Below are 24440 nucleotides of genomic sequence, written 5' to 3' on the forward strand. Positions count from 1 at the left end.
AAATACGGGCTAACAAATACGGGCTAACAGATACCATCCCATTGAAATAACTAGGAAATTTGGATACCAACCGATCTTTTAATACTAGTTATTTGGATACCATCCGCATTATTGAAATGGCATGAATCGACACATTTAATATTATTAAAAAACAAAGCCGCTACACACCTGCCGCTATCCCTAGCGCCGGGCGTGCAGCAGCATCAGCGCGCCACAGGCCGTCAGCCCGATGGCGCCCGACAGCCACAAAGCGTTCGCTCCCCAGGCGTCCAGCGCCAGTCCGAAAAGAAGCGGAGCAAGCGCCTGCGCGATCCTTGCGGGCATCATCAACTACCCCTGACGCGCGCCATATCCGTGGGCGCCAAAGAGCACCAGCGGCAACGTGCCCTTTGCGATGGTCAGAATGCCGTTGCCGGCGCCGTGCAAGATTGCAAATACCGGGGCCATCGCCGGCCCAGCCATCAATAACACCACCACACCGGCGGGGTGCGCCAAGGCAGCCAAGCGTGCTGACAGCAGGGGATGAACGCGCCGCAGAAACCCGAACTCGAGCACGCGGCCAGCCACCTGCGCGGGACCGATGAGCGCGCCCACTGCGACTGCCGCCGCAAGCGAGGCGCCCGCAGCCTCAAGCATCCGCGGCAAATGCGTGGCCATGGCGGTGCTGATGAACCAGGTCGCGGCAAAGACGAAAGCGAGGAGGGCGGTTGCGTACCCCGCGCGTTGGCGCGGCGCAGGGGCAGAAGAGGAATCTGCCTTCGTGGGTTCCACGGCCGCCGGCTTTTCAATGTTCGTCTGCGTGATCAACTTCGGAAGCCAGGCATTGAGCGGCAAGCCAATCAGCAAATGCATGCCCGCCCAGCCAAAGCATGCGTTGCGCCAGCCGAACTGCGTTTCCATCCAGGCCGACAACGGCCAGCCAACCGTGCTGGCAAAACCCGCGATCAGGGTAATGCCCGTGATCGCGCCACGGGCGTGGTTTCCATACAGGCGAACCAGGCTGGAGAACGCCGCTTCGTACAGGCCGGCTCCCATTCCTATGCCGATAATCAGCCACGCGGCGACCATCGACCAAATCCCTTCGGACAGACCCAGCATGGCCAGGCCCAGCGCGAATACCAGGTTGGTGCTAACCAGCACAATGCGCCCACCGTGCCGGTCGATCGCGTGCCCCGCCCAGGGGCCGACCAAGGCTGACACCACCATTGCGCCGGAAAAAGCCGCAAAGACCGTCGGCGTCGGAACACCCAGTTCATGGGCCATCGGGGCGGCCAACATGGCAGGCAGGTAATAGGACGAAGCCCAAGCCAGCGTTTGGGCCGTTCCCAAAGAACCGACAACCCTGACGGGTGCGCCGGTCACCGGTTAGCCCCGTTTCGCGCCAGCGTCGTACCAGCCTTTGGACTGGTTCACCACCCGCACAACCAGCAGCATCACCGGCACTTCGATCAACACGCCAACGACGGTCGCCAACGCGGCGCCAGACTGGAACCCGAACAGGCTGATCGCGGCAGCGACGGAAAGCTCGAAGAAGTTGGAGGCGCCAATCAGCGCTGACGGGCAAGCGATGCTGTGCTTTTCACCCACGCGACGATTCAGCCAGTACGCCAGGCCTGAATTAAAGAGCACCTGGATCAGGATCGGCACCGCCAGCATGGCGATCACCAACGGCTGGCCAATGATGGCTTCGCCCTGGAATGCGAACAGGAGCACCAGCGTCAACAGCAAGGCGGCCATGGAAAACGGGCCGATCCGCGCCAACGCCGCTTCGAACGCGTCGTGCCCGCGACGCAGCAGCGCGCGGCGCCAGAGTTGGGCGAGGATGACCGGGATCACAATGTAAAGTCCAACGGACACGAGCAACGTGTCCCACGGCACGGTGATGGCCGACAAGCCCAGTAGCAGCCCGACAATGGGCGCGAAGGCGAACACCATGATTGTGTCGTTCAACGCCACCTGAGACAGGGTGAACACGGGATCGCCGCCGGTCAGCCGGCTCCAGACGAACACCATGGCGGTACATGGGGCTGCGGCAAGAAGAATCAGGCCAGCGATATAGCTATCCAACTGGTCAGCCGGCAACCACGGCGAAAAGACCTGGCGGATGAATAGCCACCCCAGGAACGCCATGGAGAAAGGCTTGACTGCCCAGTTGATGAACAGCGTCACGCCAATGCCGCGCCAATGCTGTTTGACCTGGCCCAGTGCGCCGAAGTCCACCTTCAGCAGCATCGGAATGATCATCACCCAGATCAAAATGCCAACGGGCAGGTTGACCTGCGCGACTTCTAAATGCCCGATGGTTTGAAATAGGGCGGGCATGAGCTGGCCCAGGGCAACGCCGAGGACGATGCAGAGAAACACCCAGAGCGTCAGGTAACGCTCGAAGACGCTCATTCCAACGCTCGCGTGAGGCACGGGCGCCGCTGCCTGTGTAGGGACTGACATCGGCTTACTCCTGGGCTCTGCCAATGCCGCGCAGCTCGGTCTGGAGTGACAGGGCGTCCAGGCGGTCAATGGGCAAAGAAAGGAAAAGCTCGATGCGGCGCTTGAGGACACGCGCGGCGTCATTGAACGCCTTGCGACGTTGTTCCTCGCTTCCTTCATCAGCCGCAGGGTCAGGAATGCCCCAGTGTGCGGTCATGGGTTGACCAGGCCAGACGGGGCAAACTTCCCCGGCGGCGTTATCGCATACGGTGATGATGAAGTCCATTTTCGGCGCGCCCGGTTCTGCGAATTCGTCCCAGCTCTTGCTCCGATAGCCATCGGTAGGCAGTGAAAAAGCGCTTAGCGTGGCGAGCGCCAACGGATGAACCTCGCCTTTGGGGGTGCTGCCGGCGGAATAGGCGTGGAACCTATCGCTAGCCAGTCCTTTGAGCAGGCCTTCGGCCAAGATGGAGCGGGCCGAGTTGCCCGTGCAGAGAAACAGCACATTGAAAGGGGGGTGCGACATGGGAAGTCCTAGCAGCAACGAGTGGAGAGTGTGGAGTCGGAGGCCTCGCAAGGGGCGCCTTGGCAGCAGTGTTCAGTCAGGTAGCCAAGCAGCGCATTCATCTGCGAGAAGTCAGCGCGATAGATCAGATTTCGGCCTTGTTGCTCAACGGTGACCAAGCCGGCGTGCGACAGCTCTTTCAGATGGAAAGACAAGGTGTTGCGCGCCACGCCGAGCTGGTCGGCCAAGACGCTGGGAGTGAGACCGCCGAGCCCAGCCACGACGAGCGCGCGAAAAACGCGTAGACGTTGGGCGTGGGCGAGGGCGCCGAGGGCTGAAACTGTTTGATCTTCGTTCATTGTTCGATCATACAACGATTGTCGAATTATAGAACAGTACGAGTTTGTGATCGGGAAGATGGACGTCCGCTGTCGCTTTGAGTTTTCAACATTGAGCGGCGCAAACGCGCTGCGCATTCGATCTGATCCCAGACTTCATCCCGGTGTTGGGGTATGTCGATGACGTACTGTTGCCGCCAGGCTTGATCTACTTGGCCATCAAACTCTTGCCGCCGGACGTGCTTGCCGATTGCAGACGCCAGGCAGAGGCCTGGATGGAGTCGGCAGCCTCAAAGCCGCGCAGCAGGATGGGAGCCGTGCTGATCGTGGCAGTGTGGGTGAGCGTTGGCCTGGCTGCGTGGCTTTGGTTCGTGCAACGAGCCTGAATGGGTCGATAAGTAGGGCTTCACCCATAAACCTTACTTTACATAATACACATTATGCGCATTACGTCTAAAGCTAGCGGGGTACCCACCACCCAGCCTGTGCCAAAGCTAATCTTCATCCGAGGAGCAACCCCTGCTCCCCACCCACCGGGCCTTGGGCGCCGTCGCGTCGCCATCACGGCTCCGGAATGTTTTCCCGGAAGATGACCTGAAGCCGCGGCAGGTAGCTGGGTTCGGGCGCGCCCTTCACGGCCGCTACCAGCAGCTTGACGATCTCGCGGGCCTCGACGCGCGGGTTCTGGTCGATCACGGCGTCCATGGTGCGATCGAGCAACAGGCGGCGCGTGGCTTCGGTGAGGTCGTGGCCAACGAAGACAATGCGATGGGCGGAGGCTGCCTTACCTGCGCGGCCCTCGTTTGGCCACGCCTCGGCGGGCCGCGCCTCAGCCGGCCGCGCCTCTTTCAGCGCCCGGGCGATGCCTTGATTGCCGGCGCCGATGTTGTAAATCGCGTGCGGCGGCTCTTTGCGCAGCAGATCCTGCGTGACGGCAAAGGCGCGGTCGCGGTCGTCGCCGATTTCAAGAATGTGTGCGATGCGCAGGTGCGGAAACTCTTCGCTCAGCAGCGAGCGAAAGCCCATCTCCCGCTCTTCGTGACCGCGATACGCCAGTGACCCCACGAACACCGCGACCTTCCGCTCTGTGTGCTGTGGCAGAAACCGGCCCAGCAACAGCGCGGCCAGGCGGCCTGCGGCGCGGTTGTCGATGCCCACGTAACCCAGGCGCGCCGAGATTGGAATGTCCGACACCAGCGTGCTGACATGTACGCCGCTGTCGCGCAGCGCCATGATGGCGTCGCGCACTTGGGGATGATCCAGCCCGACCAGGCCAACGGCCTGCGTCTGCTCGCGCAGCTCGTAGAGCTTTTGCGCGAGCTTATTGGCGTCGAATCCCTCGATCAGATGCAGGCGGGCCCGCACATCGGGGCGGGTGGCGGCTTCTTCGAGCAGGTGCTGGCCCAACGCGGTCATGAAGCTGTTGGTGCCAGCGGGTAAAACGAAATCGACCCGCACATCCTGGCTTGCGGCATCGGCGCCCTGGACGAAGTAGCCAAGGCGATTTGCGATTGCCAGCACGCGGTCGCGCGTCTTGCCGCGCACGCCGTCGCGGTCGTTCAGCACCCGGTCCACGGTGGCGGTGGACATGCCGGCTTCACGGGCAATGAGGGAAATGGTGGGACGCATGCGGGGCCAGGCTCTCAAAACACCATCAGGACGATGGTAGCGAGGCCATCATAACCCATCATTTGCAATCATTCGGGATCAAAAAGGTAACGTTCTGGCCCTGGAAGCGCCATCTACCTTTACCACTGATTGTTTTGATGTGATTATCGCGGCTCAATAACATCAAACACCGCACGGCAGGATGCCAGGAAGTCGACAGTGCATACCAAGCCGGCAGGAGGAGCACATGTCGCACCCTACCCTGGTGCCCGACCCGCCCGTTCGGGAACGGCGCTTTCGCATCGGCTGCATTGGCGCCGGCATGATCATGGCCGAATGCCATCTGGCGGCCTACCAGCAGGCCGGCTTCACGGTGGCGGCGATCGCGTCGCGTACCCAAAGCAAAGCGGCCGAGATCGCCGAACGCTACGGCATCCCGCGTGTGCATGAGAATCCCCTGGCCCTGATCACCGATGCGCAGATCGAGATCGTGGACATCGCGTATCCGCCCGACCTGCAGCCCGCGCTGATTCGCGCCGCATTGCGCGCCCCGCACGTGCGCGGCGTGCTGGCACAGAAGCCGCTTGCCCTTTCGCTGGACGAAGCCCGCGCCTTGCGCGACGAGGCGCGGGCCGCCGGCAAGATCCTGTCGGTAAACCAGAACATGCGCTACGACCAATCGATGCGCACGCTCAAGCAGCTGCTCGACCAGGGCGTGCTGGGCACGCCGGTGTTCGCGCAGATCGACATGCACGCGATCCCGCATTGGCAGGATTTTTTGCGCGGCTATGACCGGCTGACGCTCTCGAACATGAGCGTGCATCACCTCGATGCCTTGCGCTATCTGTTTGGCGAGCCCACCGAGATCACCAGCATCACCCGCCCCGATCCGCGCACCGAGTTCGCGCATCAGGATGGGCTGGTGAGCACCACGCTGCGCTTTGGCAACGGCCTGCTCGCGCTGTCGCTCGAAGATGTGTGGTCGGGCCCGCGGGCCGAGGGATACCCCGACGACCAGCACATCCGCTGGCGCGTGGAAGGCACCGAGGGCGTCGCGCGCGGCACTATCGGCTGGCCCACCGGCGAACCGTCGACCCTGAGCTACGCCTCGCGCGCGGCCAAGGGCCATACCGACGGGCGTTGGGTCACTCCCACGTGGGACACGATGTGGTTTCCGCATGCCTTCATCGGCGTGATGGAGCAGTTGCAGTACGCGCTGGCCAGCGGCACCGAGCCTGCGTTGAGCGTGACCGACAACGTACGCACGATGGCGCTGGTCGAGGCCGCTTACACGTCCATCGCCGAAGGCCGCACAGTACGGCTGCCGGCTGTTGAATAACCAGACAGAAAAAACAGACGGAGACAAACCATCATGATCCAGACCGGAATCTTCTCGGGCTACTTTCCCTATGAGCTGGAGCGCACCGCCAAGGTGATCCGCTCGCACGGCTTCAACACCGTGCAGCTGGACCTGCATTTCAAGGACATGGAGCTCGGCCCCGGCCAGCTGACCGCGCAGAAATGCACACAGATCCGCGACACCTTCCGCCACTACAACCTGCCGGTGTCCTGCATCTCGGCCTATACCAATATCGTTCATCCCGATCCCGCCGAACGCCAACGCCGCAACGGCTATCTCAAAGAGATCCTCACGCACGCGCGCCAGTTGGGTTCGCCTTACGTGATCTCGGAAACCGGCACCTTCGCCACCGACAGCGACTGGGTGCATCACCCCAAGAACAAGACTGAGGAAGGCTGGGACCAGTGCCGCGCGATGATCGCGGAGCTGTCGCAACATGCCTATGACCATGGCGCGGTGTTCCTGCTTGAGACCTACGTGAACAACGTGGTGGGTTCCGTCGAGGAAACGCTGCGCATGTTCGCCGAGGTGGATCACCCTGGCCTGGGCCTCTTGATGGACCCGACGAACTACTTCGAAGCGCACAACATCGACCAGATGGACCGCACGCTCAATCAGGTGTTCGACGCCCTCTCCGACAAAATCTGCATCGCGCATGCCAAGGACGTGAAGCGTTCGGGCGATGACAAGTCGGAAAAGCACAGCGACATTGGTGACGACGGCGCTGCCGAAAGCCATACCTTCCGTGGCGTGGGCGAGATCGAGCTGCCGGCGCCGGGCCTGGGCGCGCTCAATTACGACCTCTATCTGCAGCGCCTGGCGAAGAAGCACCCCAACATTCCCATCATCATCGAGCACTTGACCGAAGACGACGTGCCGCGCGCCAAGAACTTCCTGGACGAGCGGCTGCGCGCGAACGGCCTGTAGGCCGCCTGCCGCAACAGAGGCGCACCGCGAACCACCCTTCCCTAAGGCCCGCGGCGCGCCTGCGAACACGATTCTGAACACCGACACCGGCAAACGCGCACCCGCGCCTTTGCCAGGGAGAACTCATGCCTGACATTTACGGAACCTGGATGACGCGCCGCGACGTGGAGGCGCGCACCGGACAGCTTGCGCAGTTTGCCGGCGTACGCCTGATGACGCTGGACGACGGGCTGGAGCGCGGTATCCGCATGCTGGAGTTCCGCAGCGGCACGGGCCTGCGTTTTACGGTGCTGGTGGATCGCGCGATGGACATCGCCGATTGCGAATACCGCGGCTTCGCCATGGGATGGCAGTCGCCGTCGGGCTTTCGCCATCCTGGCCTGCATGACTATGAAGGCGAAGGCGGACTGGGCTGGATGCGCTCGTTCTCGGGCCTCATGATCACCTGCGGACTGGACCACATTCTGTTCATGTACGACGCACCGGCCGACAACTATGTGTACGGCCCGCGCAAGACCGCCAAGCAGTCCATCCACGGCCGCGTGGGCACCATACCGGCGCGCCTGACCGGCTACGGCGAACGCTGGGACGGCGATCGCTGCGTGCTATGGGCGGAGGGAGTCGTAAGCCAGGGCACCGTGTTCGGTGAGCACCTGGAGCTGCACCGCCGCATCGAGATCGAGGTGGGCACCAACGACATCAAACTGTCGGATCGCGTGGTGAACCGCGGCTTCTACCGCACGCCGCACATGCTCTGCTATCACATCAACCTGGGCTATCCGGTGCTGGACGCCGACTCGCGCTATCTGGCGCCGATCCGCGATGTGGTGTGGGCCGCACACGAGCAAACCTACCGCGAACAGGGCGTGGGCTACCGCCGCATGCCGGCGCCGCAATTGGGCTTTCATGAGCAGGTGTGGCAGCACGAGATGGCCGCCGCCGCCGACGGCAGCGTCCCGGTGGCCCTGGTGAACGATAAGCTGGCCCTGGGCATGCAGGTCAGCACCTTCAAGCATCAATTCCCGTGCCAGTATCAATGGCAGAACCTGCAATCGGGCCAATATGCGATGGGCATCGAGCCCTCGACCAACCATGTGCTGGGCCAGGGTGCGGCGCGTGAGCGCAACGAGCTCATCTGGCTCGAGCATGGGGAAGAACGCCGCTACGACACTACGTTCAGCGTGCTGGCCTCGCCCGCCGATATCGCGGCATGCGAAGCACGCATCCGCGCGATCGCGGTGCAGCCCGAGGCCGATTATCCGCCGTTGTCGGGGCGTTTCGCGCCCATCGCGGGGCGCACATGAGCGCGCGCTTCTCATTGCAAGGCCGTCGCGTGCTGTTCACGGGCGCGGCGGGCGGTTTCGGGGTGGACACCACGCTTGCGCTGCTGGAAGCAGGCGCCCGCGTGATCGCGCTGGACAACCACGCCGGGCATATCGATCGCTTGCGCAGCACCGTGCCGGCGCGGTTTTCCGACCAGCTTCACATTCTGCAGGCCGATCTTGCCGACGCCAGCGCGTTGCAGTCGCACCTTCAGCAGCTGACCGCCCAGGGCCCGATTGATGTGGTCATCAACAACGCGGCGATCTACCCCTCGCGTCCGTTCGAGGAATACAGCGACGCAGAGCTGGCGCGCGTGCACCGCGTGAACGTGGAGGCGGCGATTCAGATCGTCCGCGCGGCCCTGCCCGGCATGCGCGAACAGCAATGGGGCCGGGTGATCAACATCTCGTCGATCACGCTGTCCGGCGGCTGGGAAAACCTGCTGCCCTACGTGCAATCCAAGGGTGCGATGGTGGGCGCCACGCGCGCATTCGCCCGCGAGTTCGGCAAGTGGGGCATCACGGTCAACGCCATCTCGCCGGGCGCGTTTCCCACCGACGCCGAGAAGATCCATCCCGATCCCGACGGCTACAACCGCATGGTGCTTGAACGCCAGTCGGTGAAGCGCCGCGGGCACGCAGGCGACATCGCCGCGGCCATCATTTTCCTTGCCTCGGACGAGGCGGGTTTCATTTCCGGACAGACGCTGGCAGTTGACGGCGGCTGGGTCATGCATTGAGGCGCATCGGCGCACGCAGAGGGTAGAAGCATGAGTATTCTTTCTGGCTACAAGGTTCTGGACTGCTCCATCGCCATGGCGGGGCCTTTCGCGGCGCAGCGCCTGGGCGACCTGGGCGCTGACGTAATCAAGATCGAGCCGCCCGCCGGCGAATGGCAGCGGCACGCGCCCGCCGGCGGCATCACGGGCAACAAGATCAACGTGTCCTTTCTTTCGCTGAACCGCAACAAGCGCTCGCTCGCGATCGATCTGAAGAGCGCCGGCGGCAAGGAGATCATCCAGAAGCTCGCGGCGCAGGCCGATGTGTTCATCCAGAACTACCGTCCGGGTGTCGCCGGCCGTCTGGGGGTTGACTACGAGACCCTGTCGGCGCTGAACCCGCGCCTGATCTATGTATCGATGTCGGGCTTCGGCGAAGACGGCCCCTATGCCACGCGCCCAGGTCAGGACCTGCTGTTGCAGGCGATGTCGGGCGCAATGCTGTCGTCAGGCCGTGCGGGCGAAGCGCCACGCGCGGCAGGCCAGTATGTGGTCGACGCCGTCACCGCGTATTGCGCCTTCGAAGGCGTGCTGGCCGCGCTGCTGCACCGCGAGCGCACCGGCGAAGGCCAGAAGGTCGAGGTCAACATGCTGGATGCGATCACCACGATCCAGATGCAGGAGCTTTCGGTCTACACCGTGGGGCACAAGCCGCAGGTGCGCAGTGCCGAGCCGCATGCCCACGTGTACATCCGCGCGCCCTACGGCACCTTCGCGACCAGCGACGGCTATCTGGCGCTTGCCATGCCCGACATGAACGTGCTGGCGCGCGTGACCGAAGAGCCGCGCCTGGCCGAGTACACCGGCGAGCGCGACGGTTGGGAAAAGCGCGACGAGATCTATGGGCTCGTGCGCGACACCCTCGCAAAGGCCTCGACGGCCGACTGGTTCGCCAAGCTCGATGCCGCCGGCATCTGGTGCAGCCCCGTCTATGGATACGCCGATCTGGTCGACGATCCGCAGATCGCGCACAACGGCACCTTCGTCGAGTATGAGCATCCGACCGAAGGCCTGATCAAGACACCGGGTTTTCCGATCCGCTTTTCCAAGACGCCGAGCCAGGTGGTGCGCGGCGCACCGCTCACCGGCCAACACACCGACGAAGTGCTGCGCGATTTTGGCTTCAGCGCCGACGAGATCGCCGCGCATGCGGCCTCGGGCGCGGTGCTGCGTGGAGCCTCTGAATGAGCGAGCGCGCCCTGCCCTACCGCGGCCTTACCTGGGACCATCCGCGCGGCTTCAATGCCCTGCACGCCGCCACCGCTCTCACGCCGCTGGTGCACTGGGACAAGCAGTCGCTCGAAGGCTTTGAATCGGCGCCCATCGCCGAACTCTGCGCCCGCTACGACCTGGTGGTGCTGGATCACCCCCATCTGGGCGAGGCCCTGGCGCACGATTGCCTGCAAGCGCTCGACACCGTGTTCGCACCCCACGAGTTGGCGCGCATCGCGCGGGATAGCATCGGGCTGTCATACGACAGTTATCGGATGGCCGACCGCCAATGGGCGCTGCCGCTGGACGCCGCCACGCAGGTCATGGCCACGCGCGCCGACCGGCTCGACGGCCCCGTGCCGCGCACCTGGCGCGAGGTGCTGACGCTGTCGCAACGCAGCGGCGCGGTCGCGCTCAGTTGGGGCGGCCCGCACCCGTTCCTGTCGCTGCTGTCGATCGCGGCCGCCATCGCGCCCGATACCGACCTGCGCCCGCACGGCGCTTGGCACGACGAGGCGACGCTCGCCGACGCGTGCGATGTGCTCAGCGAATTGGCGCGGCTCACGCCCGCGCAGGCCCTGGCTTACAACCCGATCGCGCTGCTCGGCCACATGAGCTCGCGCGATGACATCGCGCTCTGCCCGCTCGTCTATGGCTATGTGAACTACGCCACCTCTGCGGTCGCGAAACCGCTCACGTTCCGCGACGCGCCCGAGGCCGAAGCGGGCAGGCCCGGCTCGATTCTCGGTGGCACCGGCATTGCGATATCACGGCGCTGCATCGTGGGGCCGGAGCTGCGCGCGCATCTACTGTGGTTGCTGGCGGCCGATACCCAAAGCGGCTTCATCCCGCAGCACGAAGGGCAGCCAAGCCATCGCGGCAGCTGGGCCGATGCAAACGTGAATGCGGCGAGCGGCAACTTCTATGCCAACACGGCCCCCACGCTTGAAGCCGCCTCGATCCGGCCGCGGCACGATGGCTACATCGCCTTCCAGACCGAGGCCTCGCAGTTTCTGCGTGACGGCGTCGCCGCCCGCGCATCCTCCCACGCATTGGCGCGCGGCTTGACTCAGCGCTTCCAGGCCAGCCTGGCCGGCGCCCACAAGCACACCGCAACATAAGGATTTCGACGTGAGCGCACTCGTTAATCTCAGTATCGATGGCCATGTCGCCATCATCGAACTCAATCGTCCCGAGAAGCTGAACGCAATGACGCCCGAGATGGCCGACCTGCTGATCGCGGCGGTGGAGCAATGCAACACCGACTCGCAGGTGCGCGCGGTGATCCTGACCGGCGCGGGCCCCAAGGCCTTCTGCGCCGGCTCGGACATCACCGAGCTTGACCGCTACGCCACGCCCTGGGATTTCCGCAATCGGCTCGACTACTGCGACTGCGTGCGCATGTTGAAGAAGCCCACGGTGGCGGCGATCAACGGCTATACCTTCGGCGGCGGCCTCGAGATGGCGTTAGCCTGCGATATCCGCATCGCCTCCGACAACGCGCGCCTGGGCGCGCCCGAGATCAAGCTGGGCTGGATCGGCGGCGGCGGCATGACGGCGCAGCTTGTCCATGCGGTCGGCCCGAGCAACGCCGCACTGATGGTGCTGACCGGCGACCCCATCCGCGCCGAGCAGGCCCTGGCGTGGGGCTTGGTGAGCGAGGTGGTGCCGCAGGAACAGTTGCGCGAGCGCGCGCAAACACTTGCCGCCACCATCGCCTCGCGCGCGCCTATCGCGGCCGAGACGGCGCGCGTCAATCTGCGCGCCGCGTTGTCGATGCCGCTTGAAAAGGCCGTGGAATACGAGCGCGATCTGCAAGCGATCTGCTTCGCCACCGCCGACGCCAAGGAAGGACGGAAGGCATTTGAAGAAAAGCGCGCGCCGAAGTTCGAGCGGCGCTGACGGGTGAGGTGCGGCCCGTGAAGAGGAAAGCGAGCATTCGCGTCACCGCACCGACATCCGAGGGTGGCCGCTTAGGGTCCCGCAGCGGCCATAACCCTCCCCTCGCGTATCAGCTCTAAATATCGGCTACATCGCGCAGCCGTACGCCGGAGAAGTTGGCCGCATTCAATGCATCAAACATCGCGCGGTCGCAAATGGGAGGTGCGCCCATGCGATCCTGGCGGAAGATATGGGCATCTCCCACAACATCCTGTTTGAACACCAAGCTGGCTCCGCCAACGAGGCTATAAAGCTTCTCGTCCTCGCCGGTTTGATAATTGTGGTCGAGCTTGATCCTCACGCGAGAGGAGGCTTCATCCAGGGCATCGAGTCTGCGCAGCACATTGCCTAGGTAGTACTTAGGACCGGGACTCCCGTCAGCAAGGCTGAAGTCGCATGCCACAAATGCAAACGCCTCGGCGTCCAATTGCTCAAACAGTTGCTTCAACGGCTCCGACACAATCCATATGCCGGCGAGTTCTTCCAGATCGCGTGGCATTCCGCCCTTCTCCGGTACATGAACCAGGTGCGGACGCTGCGGATACTGATCTGGCATTCCATTAGGACGCGAGACGACATTCATCCCCGGATCGATCAGCTTCTGCTCGTTGGCGATTTCTATGCCGGGAACCCTGCCGTTTCCCAAGAAGCTGGCGTCGAGCAGGAAAAATTTGCCCTTATGAGATGCGGCTTCGCCTGAAACTTCAATGGCGGTGGGTTCGGTCACGGTGGCTTCCATCTTGGATGTGGGCGCAGAACGGGAAAGCAGGTGAGCCGATGCTAACGGGGCTTTAGCGCCGCCACAAGTTCCGTCGAAATGGTGCCAGTACTTGATTCACTTGGCCGCTTCCGGCCAGGAACGGTCAACGGCGGCTTTGCAGCGAGTCACCTACTGTCTGATAAGTATGCCCATCTCCACAGGCCGCTGTGCATGGGTCACATCTTGCCGACCCACCACCATCTCCGCGAGGTTACAGGCCCGCAGCATGACAGCGCGAGGCCTGATCTGCGCTGAATGAACCATGCCCCCGAGACCCTTGCAACCCGAGGCGTCGCTGCTTACGCAGGCCGGATCTGGCCGGGAATCCTTCCGAGGACTGGAGGCGGCCTCTGCTGCCAGTCAATTTCCGAACGGCGCTTGCCGCCCGTCAGCAAAACCACATCTTCATGGTGGCGTCGTTTCACAGCCGCGCGCGTCAATCGATGCGTCGATGCGTTGGGAATGCGCCTTGATTTCAGCTGGCGTTTGATAGCCATCTTCGATGAACGAGAGCGCGTTCAGCAAAAGCTGACCCGCGAATCGGCTCAACTCCGCGACGTCGCGAACCTTAACGTGATTCCGTGAAGCTCGATGGACGGCGCGAGATCGCAAGGCGTACAACTTCGCGACCCGCTTCTTCAAGCCTTGATAATCGTCCACCTTGGCAAACCCATAGCCGCCGAACACCAGGACCGACGCCACACCTACTGACAGCGAGCGCGTGATGTCTTCCTGGTCCGAGGAGAATAAAGTCTCGATGCAGCTCCAATACTTCACCAGTTGCATGACCTGCGTAGGGTCTCTATGCGCATCGGCGAACCAGTGGAAACCACGGACAACCGCATCCTCAAGCGGGGTACGACTTTCACTCTGGAAAATCCGCATGGCTGTCGTGATATAGCGGGCATCGCCGAATTGGTTACGCAGATTGGCGTCGATGGGAAGCGGCGAGCCGCGCAACCCGCTGCTGTGAAGGGCAAAGTCCGAGCCGGCCTCTCCCCAGGAAAACCATGTGGCGCGTCCATCTGTATCGTGGCCGGTCATGTTGGGACTGATAAAGAGCTTGGTGGCCCCATTCGGAAGCATGGCCGCTGCGACTACGGCGATGAGACCTGCGACCAAGACGGACTGGGTCCGAATGCGCGACTCAGCAACTCGATGCGTTCCCAGTGCTGAACCGGTTAGCCACAGCTCCCAGTACCTGTAGCTCTGGAGCTTACTGGGCACGTCAGTCCAGCTGTGGTCGACACCAGCCTGATCCAGGAAACTGATGGAAGGGCGGATGATCTTGTAAGGACCAAGTGCGAGCTCGTCAATGCCCTTCAGCTCAAGGCCCACGAACGGAACAGCAAAGGTCCGGGAGCGGATCTCAGGTGCCAACCTCGCGGATAACGATCCGAGCCACTCTTGGGCAGTCTCTGCCATGAGGTTTGCCGCAGACAACTCTGCAAAGGTCTTCTTGGAGGCATGCCATAGGTCCGCGTAGTCAGCAAGGCCGCGGAACGAGTCAGCGTCGTGCACGGTTGATACAAGGATCTCAAGCTGCTCAAGCCCGGAGTTACTGAGCATCTTCATGCGGCCATCAGGAAGATGAAGCTCGTGTGTGATTGTCACGCCCTTCAGATCCTCAATCGACCTGACGTCGATAAACGATTTATCCCCAACGAGGCGGGACAGCGCGCGCTCGATGGTTCGAGCCTGCTTGCGATTCAAGGAAAATGGTGCTTCGATCATGTTACAAGCTTGGCATAGATAGCGGCTCAGCGCCAACGTCGACCGACCGCTTCTGTCTTCGAATCCGACGGTGGCGATTGCCCGCTCAGGGTCGGAAGCCGGCAACGGAGAAGCCCGGCTGCAATCCCGCAATTGACTTCCGGCGAATTCCAGACGGCAGCCTCCGCCCTTTTCGGGGCGACACACAACAAGCGCAACTACGACGCCTGATGTGTCCGTGCAACGCCTCCGACCTGGAAATGGAGGCGTTTGGCGTCGCTGCTCGGCCCAACGTTGAAAACGCGTCCCCGCGCCAGGTACCGACGTTATCAAGCATGCGCATTACGCCCAGGATCAACCCGGACCATCACTCGACGCAGCAAGCAGCGGCACCAGCACGTCGCTGATCGGCGTGGGAATCCCGTGAGCCTGCCCGCGACGTGCAATGACGCCGTTGCGGATGTCCCATTCCAGGGGCCGGCCCGCTACGCGATCCGTCAGGATGGATGTTCCCATGTCGGCGGGCGCCGCTTGAAACTTGTGCAGAATTTCCTGCGGTACGTTGTCGCCCAGTTCGGCGCCCTCGGCGCGCGCCACGGCCAGGCACTCTTGCAGATACGCCAGGGCGAGCTTGGCGATGTCGGGCCGGGCGAACATCCCTGAACGCCGATGCGTCAGCGCCATGAGCCCTGCCACCGCGTTCTGCATCAGCTTGCGCCAGGCCTCGGATTTGAAGGTTGCGGTGATGTCGACGGCGCACCGGGTGTCGCGCAGCTTGTCGGCCACCACGCGGGATGCCGGCGTGTCCGGCAACGTCAGCCGCACATCGCCGCGCAAGCGTACCGAGCCATCGGGCTGCGCCTGCGCAGGAAACCACACCACAGCGGGAACGATCTTCGCGCGCGGGGCATGCGCGGCGATTTGCTCCAACTGCTCTACCCCGTTTTGCAGGACGCACACGACGGTCTCCGGCCCGCACAATGCCGCAAGCCATTCCGACGCGGATTCGACTTGTGTCGCCTTCACCGCGAGGAACACTAGCTCGGCTGTGCGATCGATCTGGTCAGGATCAGTTCGCACCGGACCGGGAACGATGATGCGGCGATCGCCATCCAGAAGGGTCAGGCTATCGCGCGGCGAGCGTCCGCACAGCAATGGCGTACGGCCGGCCTCGTTCAGTGCGGCCGCAACCGTCGTCCCGATGGCGCCCGGCCCGATGATGGCGACGGTGGCTTGTGTGGTGGTTTCCATCCTGGTTGGCTCTTTGCGGAGCAAGCCGCAGCAAAACTCGGTTGTTCAATTCCAGCCCAAGCCGTTTGCGGCATTAAAGGGCGAGAGCATGTGACAACGTATTCTATGGGGCCTGCGTCAGTTGGAGCCGTTCACCACTCAGGACTTTGATGCCAACGCCTGCGCCAACGCCGCTTTTGCGCGTTCCGCCGCCTGCGCATCGCCCTGTTCCGCCAGCACCTGCGTCAGTTGACGCATCTGGCCGGCGCTTAAGCCCACGCGCATGCTGGCCCGCACATGCGCCAGCAATTGCGGCTCCGCGCCGGGCGTCGCAGCCAGCGCGCCGACGGTCGCCAGCTCCCGGCTTTGCCAATCCAGGTTGTCGCGTTCGAAGATGTCGCCGAACAGATGCGCTTGCAGGAACTGGTTGATGACGGGCGCAAAGTCGAACAACGGGCCTTGTACCGGCGCGCCGGAGATCTTCGTCTGATTGGCCTTGCCGGCCGCCAACAATGCATCGCCGGTGGCGACGGCGCGGCTGGGTTCTAAGCCGATCGGGTCTTGCATGCCGCGCTGCTTGCGGGCGTCCACGACTTTCATTAGTTCAGACAGCGCATTCAGGCTGCGCGGAAAGCCCGTGTACGCATAAAGCTGAACCAGAATTTCCTTGGATTCGTTTATGGTCAGGCCGGCGTCAAGCCCGGCGTTCAAGGCGGCGTTAAGCCGGGGCATGTCGCTGGTGGCCATGAATGCGGCAATAGGCGGAATCGCCTGTTGCCGTGCGTTCAATGTATCGGAGGTGTCGGCCGTTGCATTCGCCGACGCGGCGGCACCGGCGGCCGATGCCGCGGCGGCCGATGCCGCGGCGGCCGATGCCGCGGCGGCCGACGTACCAGCCGCCGCATCCCCCGATTTCGCGAGGGATTCGGCCGGCATCATGCCCGACATCAAGAACGACGCGCACAGCGCACTGAGGGATTTCTTCATTTCGGGCTTCGCTCCGGCTTGGCGTGACTGAAGCTGAAATGGTACGGGCCTAGGGCTGTTGGATTAAGCCCCCTATTCCGCATTCACTCGTGAAATCGATTCATCAATGTCCGCCCCACTCTGCCGGCGCCCCACGCTGCCCTAACGCCGAACCCGCAATGCCTCAATCACCAACGCCATGGCCGGCGCCATCTGGCGGCGGCTGGCGTAGTAAAGGTGATATCCCGGCAGCCGCGGCCACCAGTCTTGCAGAATCGGAATCAGGCGGCCACTTTCAAGATGCGGCGCGGCCAGATCTTCGGGCACATACGCCAGCCCCTGCCCATCCAACGCCGCTTGCAGCATTAAGAACGTGTTGTTGAAAATCGCCTGCCCTTGCACGCGAACGGCCAACGACTTCTTGCCCTTTTCGAAGTCCCAGGCGTACAGGCCGCCATGCGTCGGCAAGCGCAGATTGATGCACGGATAGCGGGTCAGGTCGTTGGGCGTAGCGGGCAGCGGCTGCGAACCCAGGCAATCGGGTGACGCCACCACCGCCATGCGCAGATCCGGCCCGATGCGCACGGCGATCATGTCCTTGTCTACGATATCGCCCACGCGCACGCCGGCGTCAAAATTCTGTTCGACGATATTGGTCAACGCGTAATCCACGTTCAACTCCACACGCACGTCCGGGTACGCGCGCAGCAGTTCGCGCAACTTGGGCCACAGCACCGTGGCGATGGCGTGGTCGTTGGCGGTGATGCGTACGGTGCCAGCGGGTTTGTCTTGCGCCGAGCGCAACGCGGCCAGCTCGGCGTCCAGCTCGCTGAACATCGGTGACAAGGTGCTCAACAGGCGCGCGCCGGCTTCGGTCAGAGACACACTGCGAGTCGTGCGCGTCAGCAGACGCACGCCCAGACGGGCTTCCAGCGTGGTCATGGTGTGGCTCAGCGCCGACCGCGACACATTTAACTGAGCTGCCGCGCGCGTAAAGCTGCGCGCCTGCGCCACGGCGACAAACGCGCGCAAGTCGTTGAGGTTTTCCGCGGCCATTGGTGAATTCCATGCATAGGTGTATGCGGATTTTGCCATCTTATCGCCCAATGGATGGCTCCCTATACTCATTTCAACGACGGACCTGCCCGCATAAAAGCTGCGGCCCCGGTCCCTTCCCCACCGCCTTCGATTGGACGCCCACCCATCATGAAACCCCTAGCCGCTGCCGCCGTTTCCCTATCGCTTGCCGTCTCTGCGGCGTCCGCCAAGGAAGATGGCGCTTTGATTACCGTCACCCCCATTGGCACGCAGCCGTCCGCGCAGGGCTCGGCGGACTACTTCACCGGTTCTGTCCGTGTCGATTCGTTGTTCAACCGGCCCGCGCCTGCCCGAGTCGGTGGCGGCACGGTCACGTTTGAACCCGGAGCACGTACCGCGTGGCATACGCATCCGCTGGGTCAGACCTTGATCGTGACTGCGGGCGCCGGACTGGTGCAGGAATGGGACGGCCCGGTACGCGAGATCCGCCCGGGCGATGTGGTCTGGATTCCGCCGCAGGTCAAACACTGGCATGGCGCGGCGCCGGCTACGGGCATGACGCATATCGCGATTGCCGAAGCGCTTGATGGCAAGGCGGTCGACTGGATGGAAAAAGTCAGCGACGCGCAGTACGCGGTGCGCTAAACGGAATAGCGGCGGGATGGGGCCGCCACCCTGAAAGCGCCGTCCCCTATCCCCTATCCCCTAAATCCCAACTGCCGCGACAGCTCCGCCGCGCACGCCAGCAACACGCGCGGCACGTCGCCATCCCAGTCCGGCGGCAGGCGCGCCGCTTCGCAGGTGGTGGATAGCGCCAGCACCATGTCGCCATTGGCGTCGAACACCGGCGCCGAAAACGCATTGACCGTGACCTTGTGCCGCGGCGATGGCGCGCTGCCGACCACGCGCGCCAAGCCATGAACGCGGGCCTCTTCCACGCGTTGCGCGAAATTGCCGGTGTCGGGGTGGCCTTCTGCCGCGCGGGCATCCAGCTCGTGCGCGATCACGGATTGCACGACTTCTGGCGGCATGAACGCCGCGAACACCGCGCCGGTCGCCGATTGCGTCAGGCTGACGACGACGCCTGTCTGCAAGTACGGGCTGACGGGCGTGGGCGACGGTTCCCATCGGATGATGGTGGCGCCCTGGTTGCCCCACACCGCCAGGCCAACGGTACGTTGGCCGATCCGCTGGCAAATCTCGGGCAATGCCGCCGTGGCGTATCGCACCGCGCGCAAGGCGGATAGCCCGGAGCCCGGCTCCGCTGCGGTGCCAGACGCTTCGCCCAAGTCATGCGCAAAGGTCAGCCGATAGGCCCCATCGCCAAACGCCAATGGCCGCTGGCCGGCGCGATGCAGGTTGTGAACCTGGCCCAGGTAGATGACATGGTCGCCACCCGGGTACGCCGCAATTTTTTCGCATTCCAGATAAGCGGCGCAGTCGTCGAGAATGGGGACGCCGCCTTCGCCTGCGCGATAGCCCACGCCTTCGAATTTGTCGCCGCCGGATTTGGCGAAGCGGTTTGAGACCGGCACCTGATGGTCGGCCAGAATGTTGACGACAAAGCGCGGCGCGTCACGAAACGCGGGATAGCTGCTGGATTTCAGCGACTGGCTCCACAGGATCAGCGGCGGGTCCAGCGATACCGAGCTGAAGGAGTTGGCGGTGACGCCAAAGGGGCGGCCCTCGGCGTCCAGCGTGGTCACCACCGTGACGCCGGTGGTAAAGGCGCCCAGCGTGCGGCGCAATTCGCGGGAATCAAACGTGTTCATGCCCTGCCCTCCTTGCTTTTCCGATAGTCGATCAATTGCGCGACCGAAATGATGCATAGCGCGTGATGCAGTGCGAAGCGGACGAGGTCGTCGCGCCGCGCCATACCGCCGTCGTCGCGGACAATTTCACAGAGCACGCCGCAGCGGTTTCTGCCTGCCAGTTGCGCCAGGTCTACGGCGGCTTCGGTGTGGCCCGGGCGTTCCAGCACCCCGCCGCGGCGTGCGCGCAGCGGAAAGATGTGGCCGGGGCGCACGAAGTCTTCGGCGCGGGATGCCGGGTCGGCCAGCGCGCGCAAGGTGGCTGCGCGGTCGGCGGCGGAGATGCCCGTGGATATGCCGTGGCGCAAGTCCACGCTGACGGTAAATGCAGTCTGWAAGGATTCAGCGTTGTCCTGCACCATCAGCGGCAGCGCCAGGCGGTCGAGCGCCGCGCCTGGCATCGCCACGCAGATCAATCCACTGGTGTGACGCCGCATGAAAGCCAGCGCCTGCGGCGTCATGGCGTCGGCGGCCATGATCAGGTCGCCCTCGTTTTCCCGGCCCTCGTCGTCCACGACGATGACGAATTCACCGCGCGCAATGGCGGCGATGGCGCCTTGTACCGAATCCAATGCGCGCTCTGGCCGGTCGGCCGTGACGTTGCGCAGATCTGCCCGCAGAACCTCCATGGTCCCTCTCCTTCTGACTGAACAAGCGCAGTCTAGGAGCGGCTACCGGCGGCCACAATTTGCGGAAGTGAATTGACTTATAACGATCGCGAATAAATTTCTAGCCCAGCGCTTCCAGGCGTTCGCGGAAATGCTGGCGCAGGTAGGCGCGAAAATTCTGCGCCGCCGCGCTGAGCTCGGCCTTGCTGCGCACGACGCTGCCGTAACGGCGCGAGGCGTCCAGGTCTTGCACCTGCACGGTAGTGCGCGTGCGGCGCGCGTTGTTCTGCGCCATGGAACGCGGCAGGAAGGTGATGCCGTTGCCGGCGTCGATCATGCCCAGCAGCACCGGCAGCGTCGAGATGATTTCCGGGTTGAAGGCCAGGTTGCGCCGCCCGAACTCGTCGGCCAGGCGCTTGCGCAGCGCCGCGTAGCGGTCCAGGAACATCAGGGGATGGTGGCGCACCATGTCCAGCGTGACGACGCCCGCGTCGGCCAGCGGATGGTTGGCGGGTACGACCAGCAGCATGTCTTCTTCGGCCAGCAACTGAAAGCGCAGCCCGCGCGGCGTGCCGTCCAGCGCGGCCACGCCCATATCGGCCTTGCCGTCGACCACGCTGCGCACCACTTGTTCGTAAGGCAGATCGCGCAGCACGACGCGCACGTCGGGATAGCGTTCCTGATAGGCGTGGATGATCGCGGGCATGACGGTGGCTGAGATCATCGGGGTGACGGCCACCGTGACGCGGTTGCGCTCGCTTTCGGCAGCGCTTTGGAAACGCGAGAGCGCCGCGCGCAACCCGGACACCGCCTGCTCAGCCGCATCACGCAGGAACAGACCGTCTTCGGTGGGCTCCACATGGCGGGTCGTGCGCAGCAGCAGCTTCACGCGCAGCTTGTCTTCCAGGCGCTTGACGCGGTTGGTCACCGCCGGCTGAGACAGGTGCAGCTTGCGCGCGGCGACGCTGAAACTGCCCTCTTGCACCACCCATAGAAACGTTTCGAGCTCGTCGAGTTCGATCCGGGTCAGCGAGGGGCGGTCCGACGATTTATTCATGGTGGTTATAAAAGTATCACGCTAGGGAAATTGTGTGGGTGGCGGCGCGACGTCAATACTTCCTGACAGTTTTCGAACCCTGCCGATGGATCAAACATGACACCCAAGACGCCCCGCCAGATGACTCTCGTCGCCTTCCTGCAAGCCCAAAACTGCTCGAACTATGTGGGCTCGTGGCGACATCCGTCAAGCATGAACGACTACCTGTCGCCGGAATACTACCAACGCATCGCCCGCACGCTGGAAGACGGAAAATTCGATATGGCGTTCTTCGACGACCGCCTGGCGATGCCCGATATCTACGGCGCCAGCCACCGCGAAACCGTGGCCCATGGCGTGCGCGCCATCAAGCTGGAACCCACGTCGGTGCTGATGGCGATGGCCATGGTGACGTCGCGCCTGGGTCTGGGCGCCACCTACTCCACCACCTATTACGAACCGTTCCATGTGGCGCGCCTGTTCGCCACGCTGGACCTGATGACCAAGGGCCGCGTGGCCTGGAACGTGGTCACGTCCATGAATGATTCGGAAGCGGCGAACTTCGGCCATTCCGAACACCTGGAACACGATCTGCGCTATGACCGCGCCGACGAATTCATGGAAGTGGTGATGGGCCACTGGGACACCTGGGCCGAAGGCGCCATCGTGGCCGACAAGGAAGCTGACCACTTCGCCGACCCTGACATGGTGCGCCGCCTGGACCACGCAGGCCGCTTCTTTCAATCTCGCGGGCCGCTGACCGTACCGCGTTCCGCCCAAGGGCATCCCGTGGTGCTGCAAGCCGGCCAAAGCGGACGCGGGCTGGCGTTTGCCGCCCGCTGGGCCGAAGTGGTGTTCGCCAAGTACCCCACGCTGGACAACGGCAAGAAGCAATACAAGGCCTTGAAGGATGGCGTGGAAAGCGCGGGCCGCGACCCCGGCAGCGTAAAGATCTGCCCCGAGCTGAAGATCATCGTGGCCGATACGCAGGCGCAGGCCGAAGAACAGCGGGATCTGGTGGCCAGCCTGTCGCGCCCCATCGATGGCCTGACCATGATCGGGGAAACCCTGAACATCGATTTTTCCGGCCGCCCCTACGAACAGCCGTTCACAGACGAAGAGCTGGCGGCGGTGTCGTGGCAAAGCCTGCGCGACAAGGTCGTGCAAGTCAGCGGCAAGCGCAACCCATCCGTGAAGGACTTTGTTGAAGCCTCGGGGCGCGGCACGCTGAACGATGGGCCGGTGTTCTGCGGCACCGGCAAACAAGTCGCCGACCAGATGGAGGAATGGTTCAACACCGCCTGCGACGGCTTCGTGCTGTCGGCCACATCCGTGCCCGGCACCTATGAAGACATCGTGCGCCTGGTGGTGCCCGAGCTGCAAAAGCGGGGTCTCTTCCGCAAGGAATACGGCGACGCCACGCTGCGCGGCACGCTGGGCCTGACCGTTCCCCGCGCCGGCGATTGGCGCGCTGCCCGTTGAGCGCCCGGCCATGACGACACCCCCCGTACGCATGATGTCGGCAAGCGGCATCCTGGGTTATGGCTTTCCTGAAGCCTCGCTGGCCGCGGCATTGCGGCTGAAACCTCACATGATCGGCGTGGACGGCGGCAGCAGCGACCCCGGCCCGCATTACCTGGGTTCTGGCAAGACGCTGAATTCCCGGATGGCCATGAAGCGCGACCTGTCGCTGCTACTGCGTGGCGCCATCGCCAACGGCATTCCGCTGATGGTGGGCACCTGCGGCGGCGCAGGCGGCGCACCCCATCTGGAAGCCTGCGCCGACATCATCCGCGACATTGCCGCCGAACACGGGCTGCATTTCAAGATGGCGCTGATTCATGCCGAGCAGGACAAGGGCTGGCTCATCGAGCAACTGCGCGCCGGCCGCGTCGAGCCCTTGGACAACGCCCCGGCGCTGACTGCGGGCGCCATCGACAACGCCGTTCGTATCGTGGGCATGATGGGCCCGGAGCCGTATCTGCAAGCCTTGAAGGCGGGTGCGCAGGTGATTCTGGGCGGACGCGGCACCGACCCCGCGCCCTGGGCCGCGCTTGCCATGCATCACGGCCTGCCGCCCGCGCCCGCGTGGTACGCCGGCAAGATGCTGGAGTGCGCGTGCAACGCCGCCATACCGAAGAAGCACGATTGCCTGATGGTGACGGTGGGTGAAGACTATGTTGAAGCCGAACCGCTGAACCCCGAGCTGCGTTGCACGCCGCTGTCGGTTGCGGTGCAGGCGCTGCACGAAACCGCCAGCCCCGTGTTGCGCCACGAACCCGGCGGCGTGGCGGACGCCAGCGCGTGCCGCCTGGATGCAATAAGCGACCGCCGCGTGCGTATCACCGGCATGCAATGGCATCCGGCGCCCTACACGGTGAAGCTGGAAGGCGCACGGCTGGCGGGCTATAGCGCCATCGCGTTTGCCGCCACGCGCGACCCCGGCCTGATCGGGCAGATCGACAGCTTTCTGGCGTTCGTTCGCGAATCCACCGCCACCAAGGTGCAGGCGCTGGGCATCGACCCGGCGGGCTATCAGCTGGTGCTGCGCCATTACGGGCGCGATGGCGTGATGGGGCAATGGGAGCCCGACGCCGGCACCACGCCGCAGGAGGTCGCCATCATCGCCGAGGTGGTGGCGCCCACGCAGGAAGTGGCCAACGCTGCCCTGTCGCTCGCACGCGTGACGCTGCTGCATTCGGACTTTCCGGGCCGCATGTGCCGCGAGGGCAACATGGCGTTCCCGTTTTCGCCGTCGGATATCGAACGCGGTGCGATCTACGAATTCATGTTGCAGCACGTCGTCCGCGTGGACGATCCGCTGGCCATGTTCCCCATCGAATACGAAGAGGTCTAGCG

The 24440-nt window shown here is 63.7% G+C and carries 22 protein-coding genes and 2 pseudogenes; 11 read left to right on the top strand and 13 right to left on the bottom strand.

The annotated features are described in order from the left end of the window. Positions 1-180: 180 nt before the first annotated feature. The 4 genes and pseudogenes from AC1DSJ_RS28010 to AC1DSJ_RS28025 form a co-directional block, all read right to left on the bottom strand. Positions 181-1362, bottom strand: a pseudogene (locus AC1DSJ_RS28010) (MFS transporter). Positions 1363-1365: 3 nt separating this feature from the next. Further along, the gene (gene arsB / locus AC1DSJ_RS28015; protein ID WP_441372193.1) at positions 1366-2448 is read right to left on the bottom strand and encodes an ACR3 family arsenite efflux transporter; all 1083 of its coding nucleotides are present in this window, start codon (positions 2446-2448) and stop codon (positions 1366-1368) included. A gap of 4 nt (positions 2449-2452) precedes the next feature. Next, entirely contained in the window at positions 2453-2953 is a 501-nt protein-coding gene (locus AC1DSJ_RS28020; protein WP_441372194.1) for an arsenate reductase ArsC, read from the bottom strand. A gap of 8 nt (positions 2954-2961) precedes the next feature. Further along, on the bottom strand, positions 2962-3291 hold the full coding sequence (locus AC1DSJ_RS28025) for an ArsR/SmtB family transcription factor (RefSeq protein WP_082386974.1): 330 nt from the start codon (positions 3289-3291) through the stop codon (positions 2962-2964). Between the two features lie 116 nt (positions 3292-3407). Here AC1DSJ_RS28025 and AC1DSJ_RS28030 point away from each other — a divergent pair. Further along, positions 3408-3656: pseudogene (locus AC1DSJ_RS28030) on the top strand (YkvA family protein); the annotation flags it as partial. 175 nt (positions 3657-3831) lie between these two features. Here the strand turns inward: AC1DSJ_RS28030 and AC1DSJ_RS28035 are convergent. Then, entirely contained in the window at positions 3832-4899 is a 1068-nt protein-coding gene (locus AC1DSJ_RS28035; RefSeq protein ID WP_054422208.1) for a LacI family DNA-binding transcriptional regulator, read from the bottom strand. 226 nt (positions 4900-5125) lie between these two features. Here AC1DSJ_RS28035 and AC1DSJ_RS28040 point away from each other — a divergent pair, with 226 nt between their 5' ends. The 7 genes from AC1DSJ_RS28040 to AC1DSJ_RS28070 all read left to right on the top strand — a co-directional run bounded on the left by AC1DSJ_RS28040 (position 5126) and on the right by AC1DSJ_RS28070 (position 12380). Next, positions 5126-6217, top strand: a complete 1092-nt coding sequence (locus tag AC1DSJ_RS28040; RefSeq protein ID WP_441372195.1) for a Gfo/Idh/MocA family protein — start codon at positions 5126-5128, stop codon at positions 6215-6217. Positions 6218-6250: 33 nt separating this feature from the next. Next, a complete protein-coding gene (locus AC1DSJ_RS28045; protein WP_054422210.1) occupies positions 6251-7165 on the top strand; it encodes a sugar phosphate isomerase/epimerase family protein in 915 nt (304 codons plus the stop codon). Positions 7166-7290: 125 nt separating this feature from the next. Further along, positions 7291-8469 (top strand): aldose 1-epimerase family protein, encoded by a 1179-nt coding sequence (locus tag AC1DSJ_RS28050; protein WP_441372196.1) that lies wholly within the window; start codon positions 7291-7293, stop codon positions 8467-8469. Next, positions 8466-9227, top strand: a complete 762-nt coding sequence (locus tag AC1DSJ_RS28055) for an SDR family NAD(P)-dependent oxidoreductase (protein WP_346553375.1) — start codon at positions 8466-8468, stop codon at positions 9225-9227. Before AC1DSJ_RS28050 ends, AC1DSJ_RS28055 begins: the two co-directional genes overlap by 4 nt. A 30-nt stretch (positions 9228-9257) precedes the next feature. Beyond that, positions 9258-10454: a CaiB/BaiF CoA transferase family protein gene (locus tag AC1DSJ_RS28060; protein WP_346553376.1), complete on the top strand. Its 1197-nt coding sequence runs from the start codon at positions 9258-9260 to the stop codon at positions 10452-10454. Beyond that, the gene (locus AC1DSJ_RS28065) at positions 10451-11599 is read left to right on the top strand and encodes a hypothetical protein (protein ID WP_441372197.1); all 1149 of its coding nucleotides are present in this window, start codon (positions 10451-10453) and stop codon (positions 11597-11599) included. The genes AC1DSJ_RS28060 and AC1DSJ_RS28065 overlap by 4 nt, the downstream gene beginning before the upstream one ends. A 10-nt stretch (positions 11600-11609) precedes the next feature. After that, positions 11610-12380 (top strand): enoyl-CoA hydratase/isomerase family protein, encoded by a 771-nt coding sequence (locus AC1DSJ_RS28070; protein ID WP_054422215.1) that lies wholly within the window; start codon positions 11610-11612, stop codon positions 12378-12380. 115 nt (positions 12381-12495) lie between these two features. Here AC1DSJ_RS28070 and AC1DSJ_RS28075 read toward each other — a convergent pair whose 3' ends face one another. The 5 genes from AC1DSJ_RS28075 to AC1DSJ_RS28095 form a co-directional block, all read right to left on the bottom strand. Next, positions 12496-13146, bottom strand: a complete 651-nt coding sequence (locus tag AC1DSJ_RS28075) for an imm11 family protein (RefSeq protein ID WP_441372199.1) — start codon at positions 13144-13146, stop codon at positions 12496-12498. A 438-nt stretch (positions 13147-13584) separates the two neighbouring features. Further along, positions 13585-14913, bottom strand: a complete 1329-nt coding sequence (locus AC1DSJ_RS28080; protein WP_441372200.1) for a hypothetical protein — start codon at positions 14911-14913, stop codon at positions 13585-13587. Positions 14914-15246: 333 nt separating this feature from the next. Beyond that, positions 15247-16143 carry an oxidoreductase gene (locus tag AC1DSJ_RS28085; protein ID WP_441372201.1) on the bottom strand — a complete coding sequence of 299 codons (897 nt, stop codon included), beginning with the start codon at positions 16141-16143 and terminating at the stop codon, positions 15247-15249. 138 nt (positions 16144-16281) lie between these two features. Further along, the gene (locus AC1DSJ_RS28090; RefSeq protein ID WP_441372202.1) at positions 16282-17109 is read right to left on the bottom strand and encodes a carboxymuconolactone decarboxylase family protein; all 828 of its coding nucleotides are present in this window, start codon (positions 17107-17109) and stop codon (positions 16282-16284) included. A 141-nt stretch (positions 17110-17250) separates the two neighbouring features. Next, positions 17251-18144, bottom strand: coding sequence for a LysR family transcriptional regulator (locus tag AC1DSJ_RS28095; RefSeq protein WP_441372203.1), 894 nt, complete (start codon positions 18142-18144; stop codon positions 17251-17253). A gap of 150 nt (positions 18145-18294) precedes the next feature. Between AC1DSJ_RS28095 and AC1DSJ_RS28100 the strand changes: the two genes are divergently transcribed. After that, positions 18295-18771: a (R)-mandelonitrile lyase gene (locus tag AC1DSJ_RS28100; protein ID WP_054426758.1), complete on the top strand. Its 477-nt coding sequence runs from the start codon at positions 18295-18297 to the stop codon at positions 18769-18771. Between the two features lie 53 nt (positions 18772-18824). Here the strand turns inward: AC1DSJ_RS28100 and AC1DSJ_RS28105 are convergent, their stop codons facing one another. The 3 genes from AC1DSJ_RS28105 to AC1DSJ_RS28115 all read right to left on the bottom strand — a co-directional run bounded on the left by AC1DSJ_RS28105 (position 18825) and on the right by AC1DSJ_RS28115 (position 21602). Further along, the gene (locus tag AC1DSJ_RS28105) at positions 18825-19898 is read right to left on the bottom strand and encodes a flavin reductase (RefSeq protein WP_441372204.1); all 1074 of its coding nucleotides are present in this window, start codon (positions 19896-19898) and stop codon (positions 18825-18827) included. After that, positions 19895-20566 carry a 3,4-dihydroxy-2-butanone-4-phosphate synthase gene (gene ribB / locus AC1DSJ_RS28110; protein ID WP_476760434.1) on the bottom strand — a complete coding sequence of 224 codons (672 nt, stop codon included), beginning with the start codon at positions 20564-20566 and terminating at the stop codon, positions 19895-19897. Before ribB ends, AC1DSJ_RS28105 begins: the two co-directional genes overlap by 4 nt. Positions 20567-20666: 100 nt before the next feature. Continuing rightward, positions 20667-21602, bottom strand: a complete 936-nt coding sequence (locus AC1DSJ_RS28115; RefSeq protein ID WP_054426760.1) for a LysR family transcriptional regulator — start codon at positions 21600-21602, stop codon at positions 20667-20669. Between the two features lie 96 nt (positions 21603-21698). On the opposite strand from AC1DSJ_RS28115, the gene AC1DSJ_RS28120 reads away from it, so the two are divergent. Both AC1DSJ_RS28120 and AC1DSJ_RS28125 read left to right on the top strand, forming a co-directional pair. Beyond that, positions 21699-23063 (top strand): LLM class flavin-dependent oxidoreductase, encoded by a 1365-nt coding sequence (locus tag AC1DSJ_RS28120; protein WP_082387213.1) that lies wholly within the window; start codon positions 21699-21701, stop codon positions 23061-23063. 10 nt (positions 23064-23073) lie between these two features. Further along, the gene (locus AC1DSJ_RS28125; protein WP_342065499.1) at positions 23074-24438 is read left to right on the top strand and encodes an acyclic terpene utilization AtuA family protein; all 1365 of its coding nucleotides are present in this window, start codon (positions 23074-23076) and stop codon (positions 24436-24438) included. Positions 24439-24440: the final 2 nt, after the last annotated feature.

The sequence above is a fragment of the Achromobacter sp. 01N37 genome, assembly GCF_056399725.1.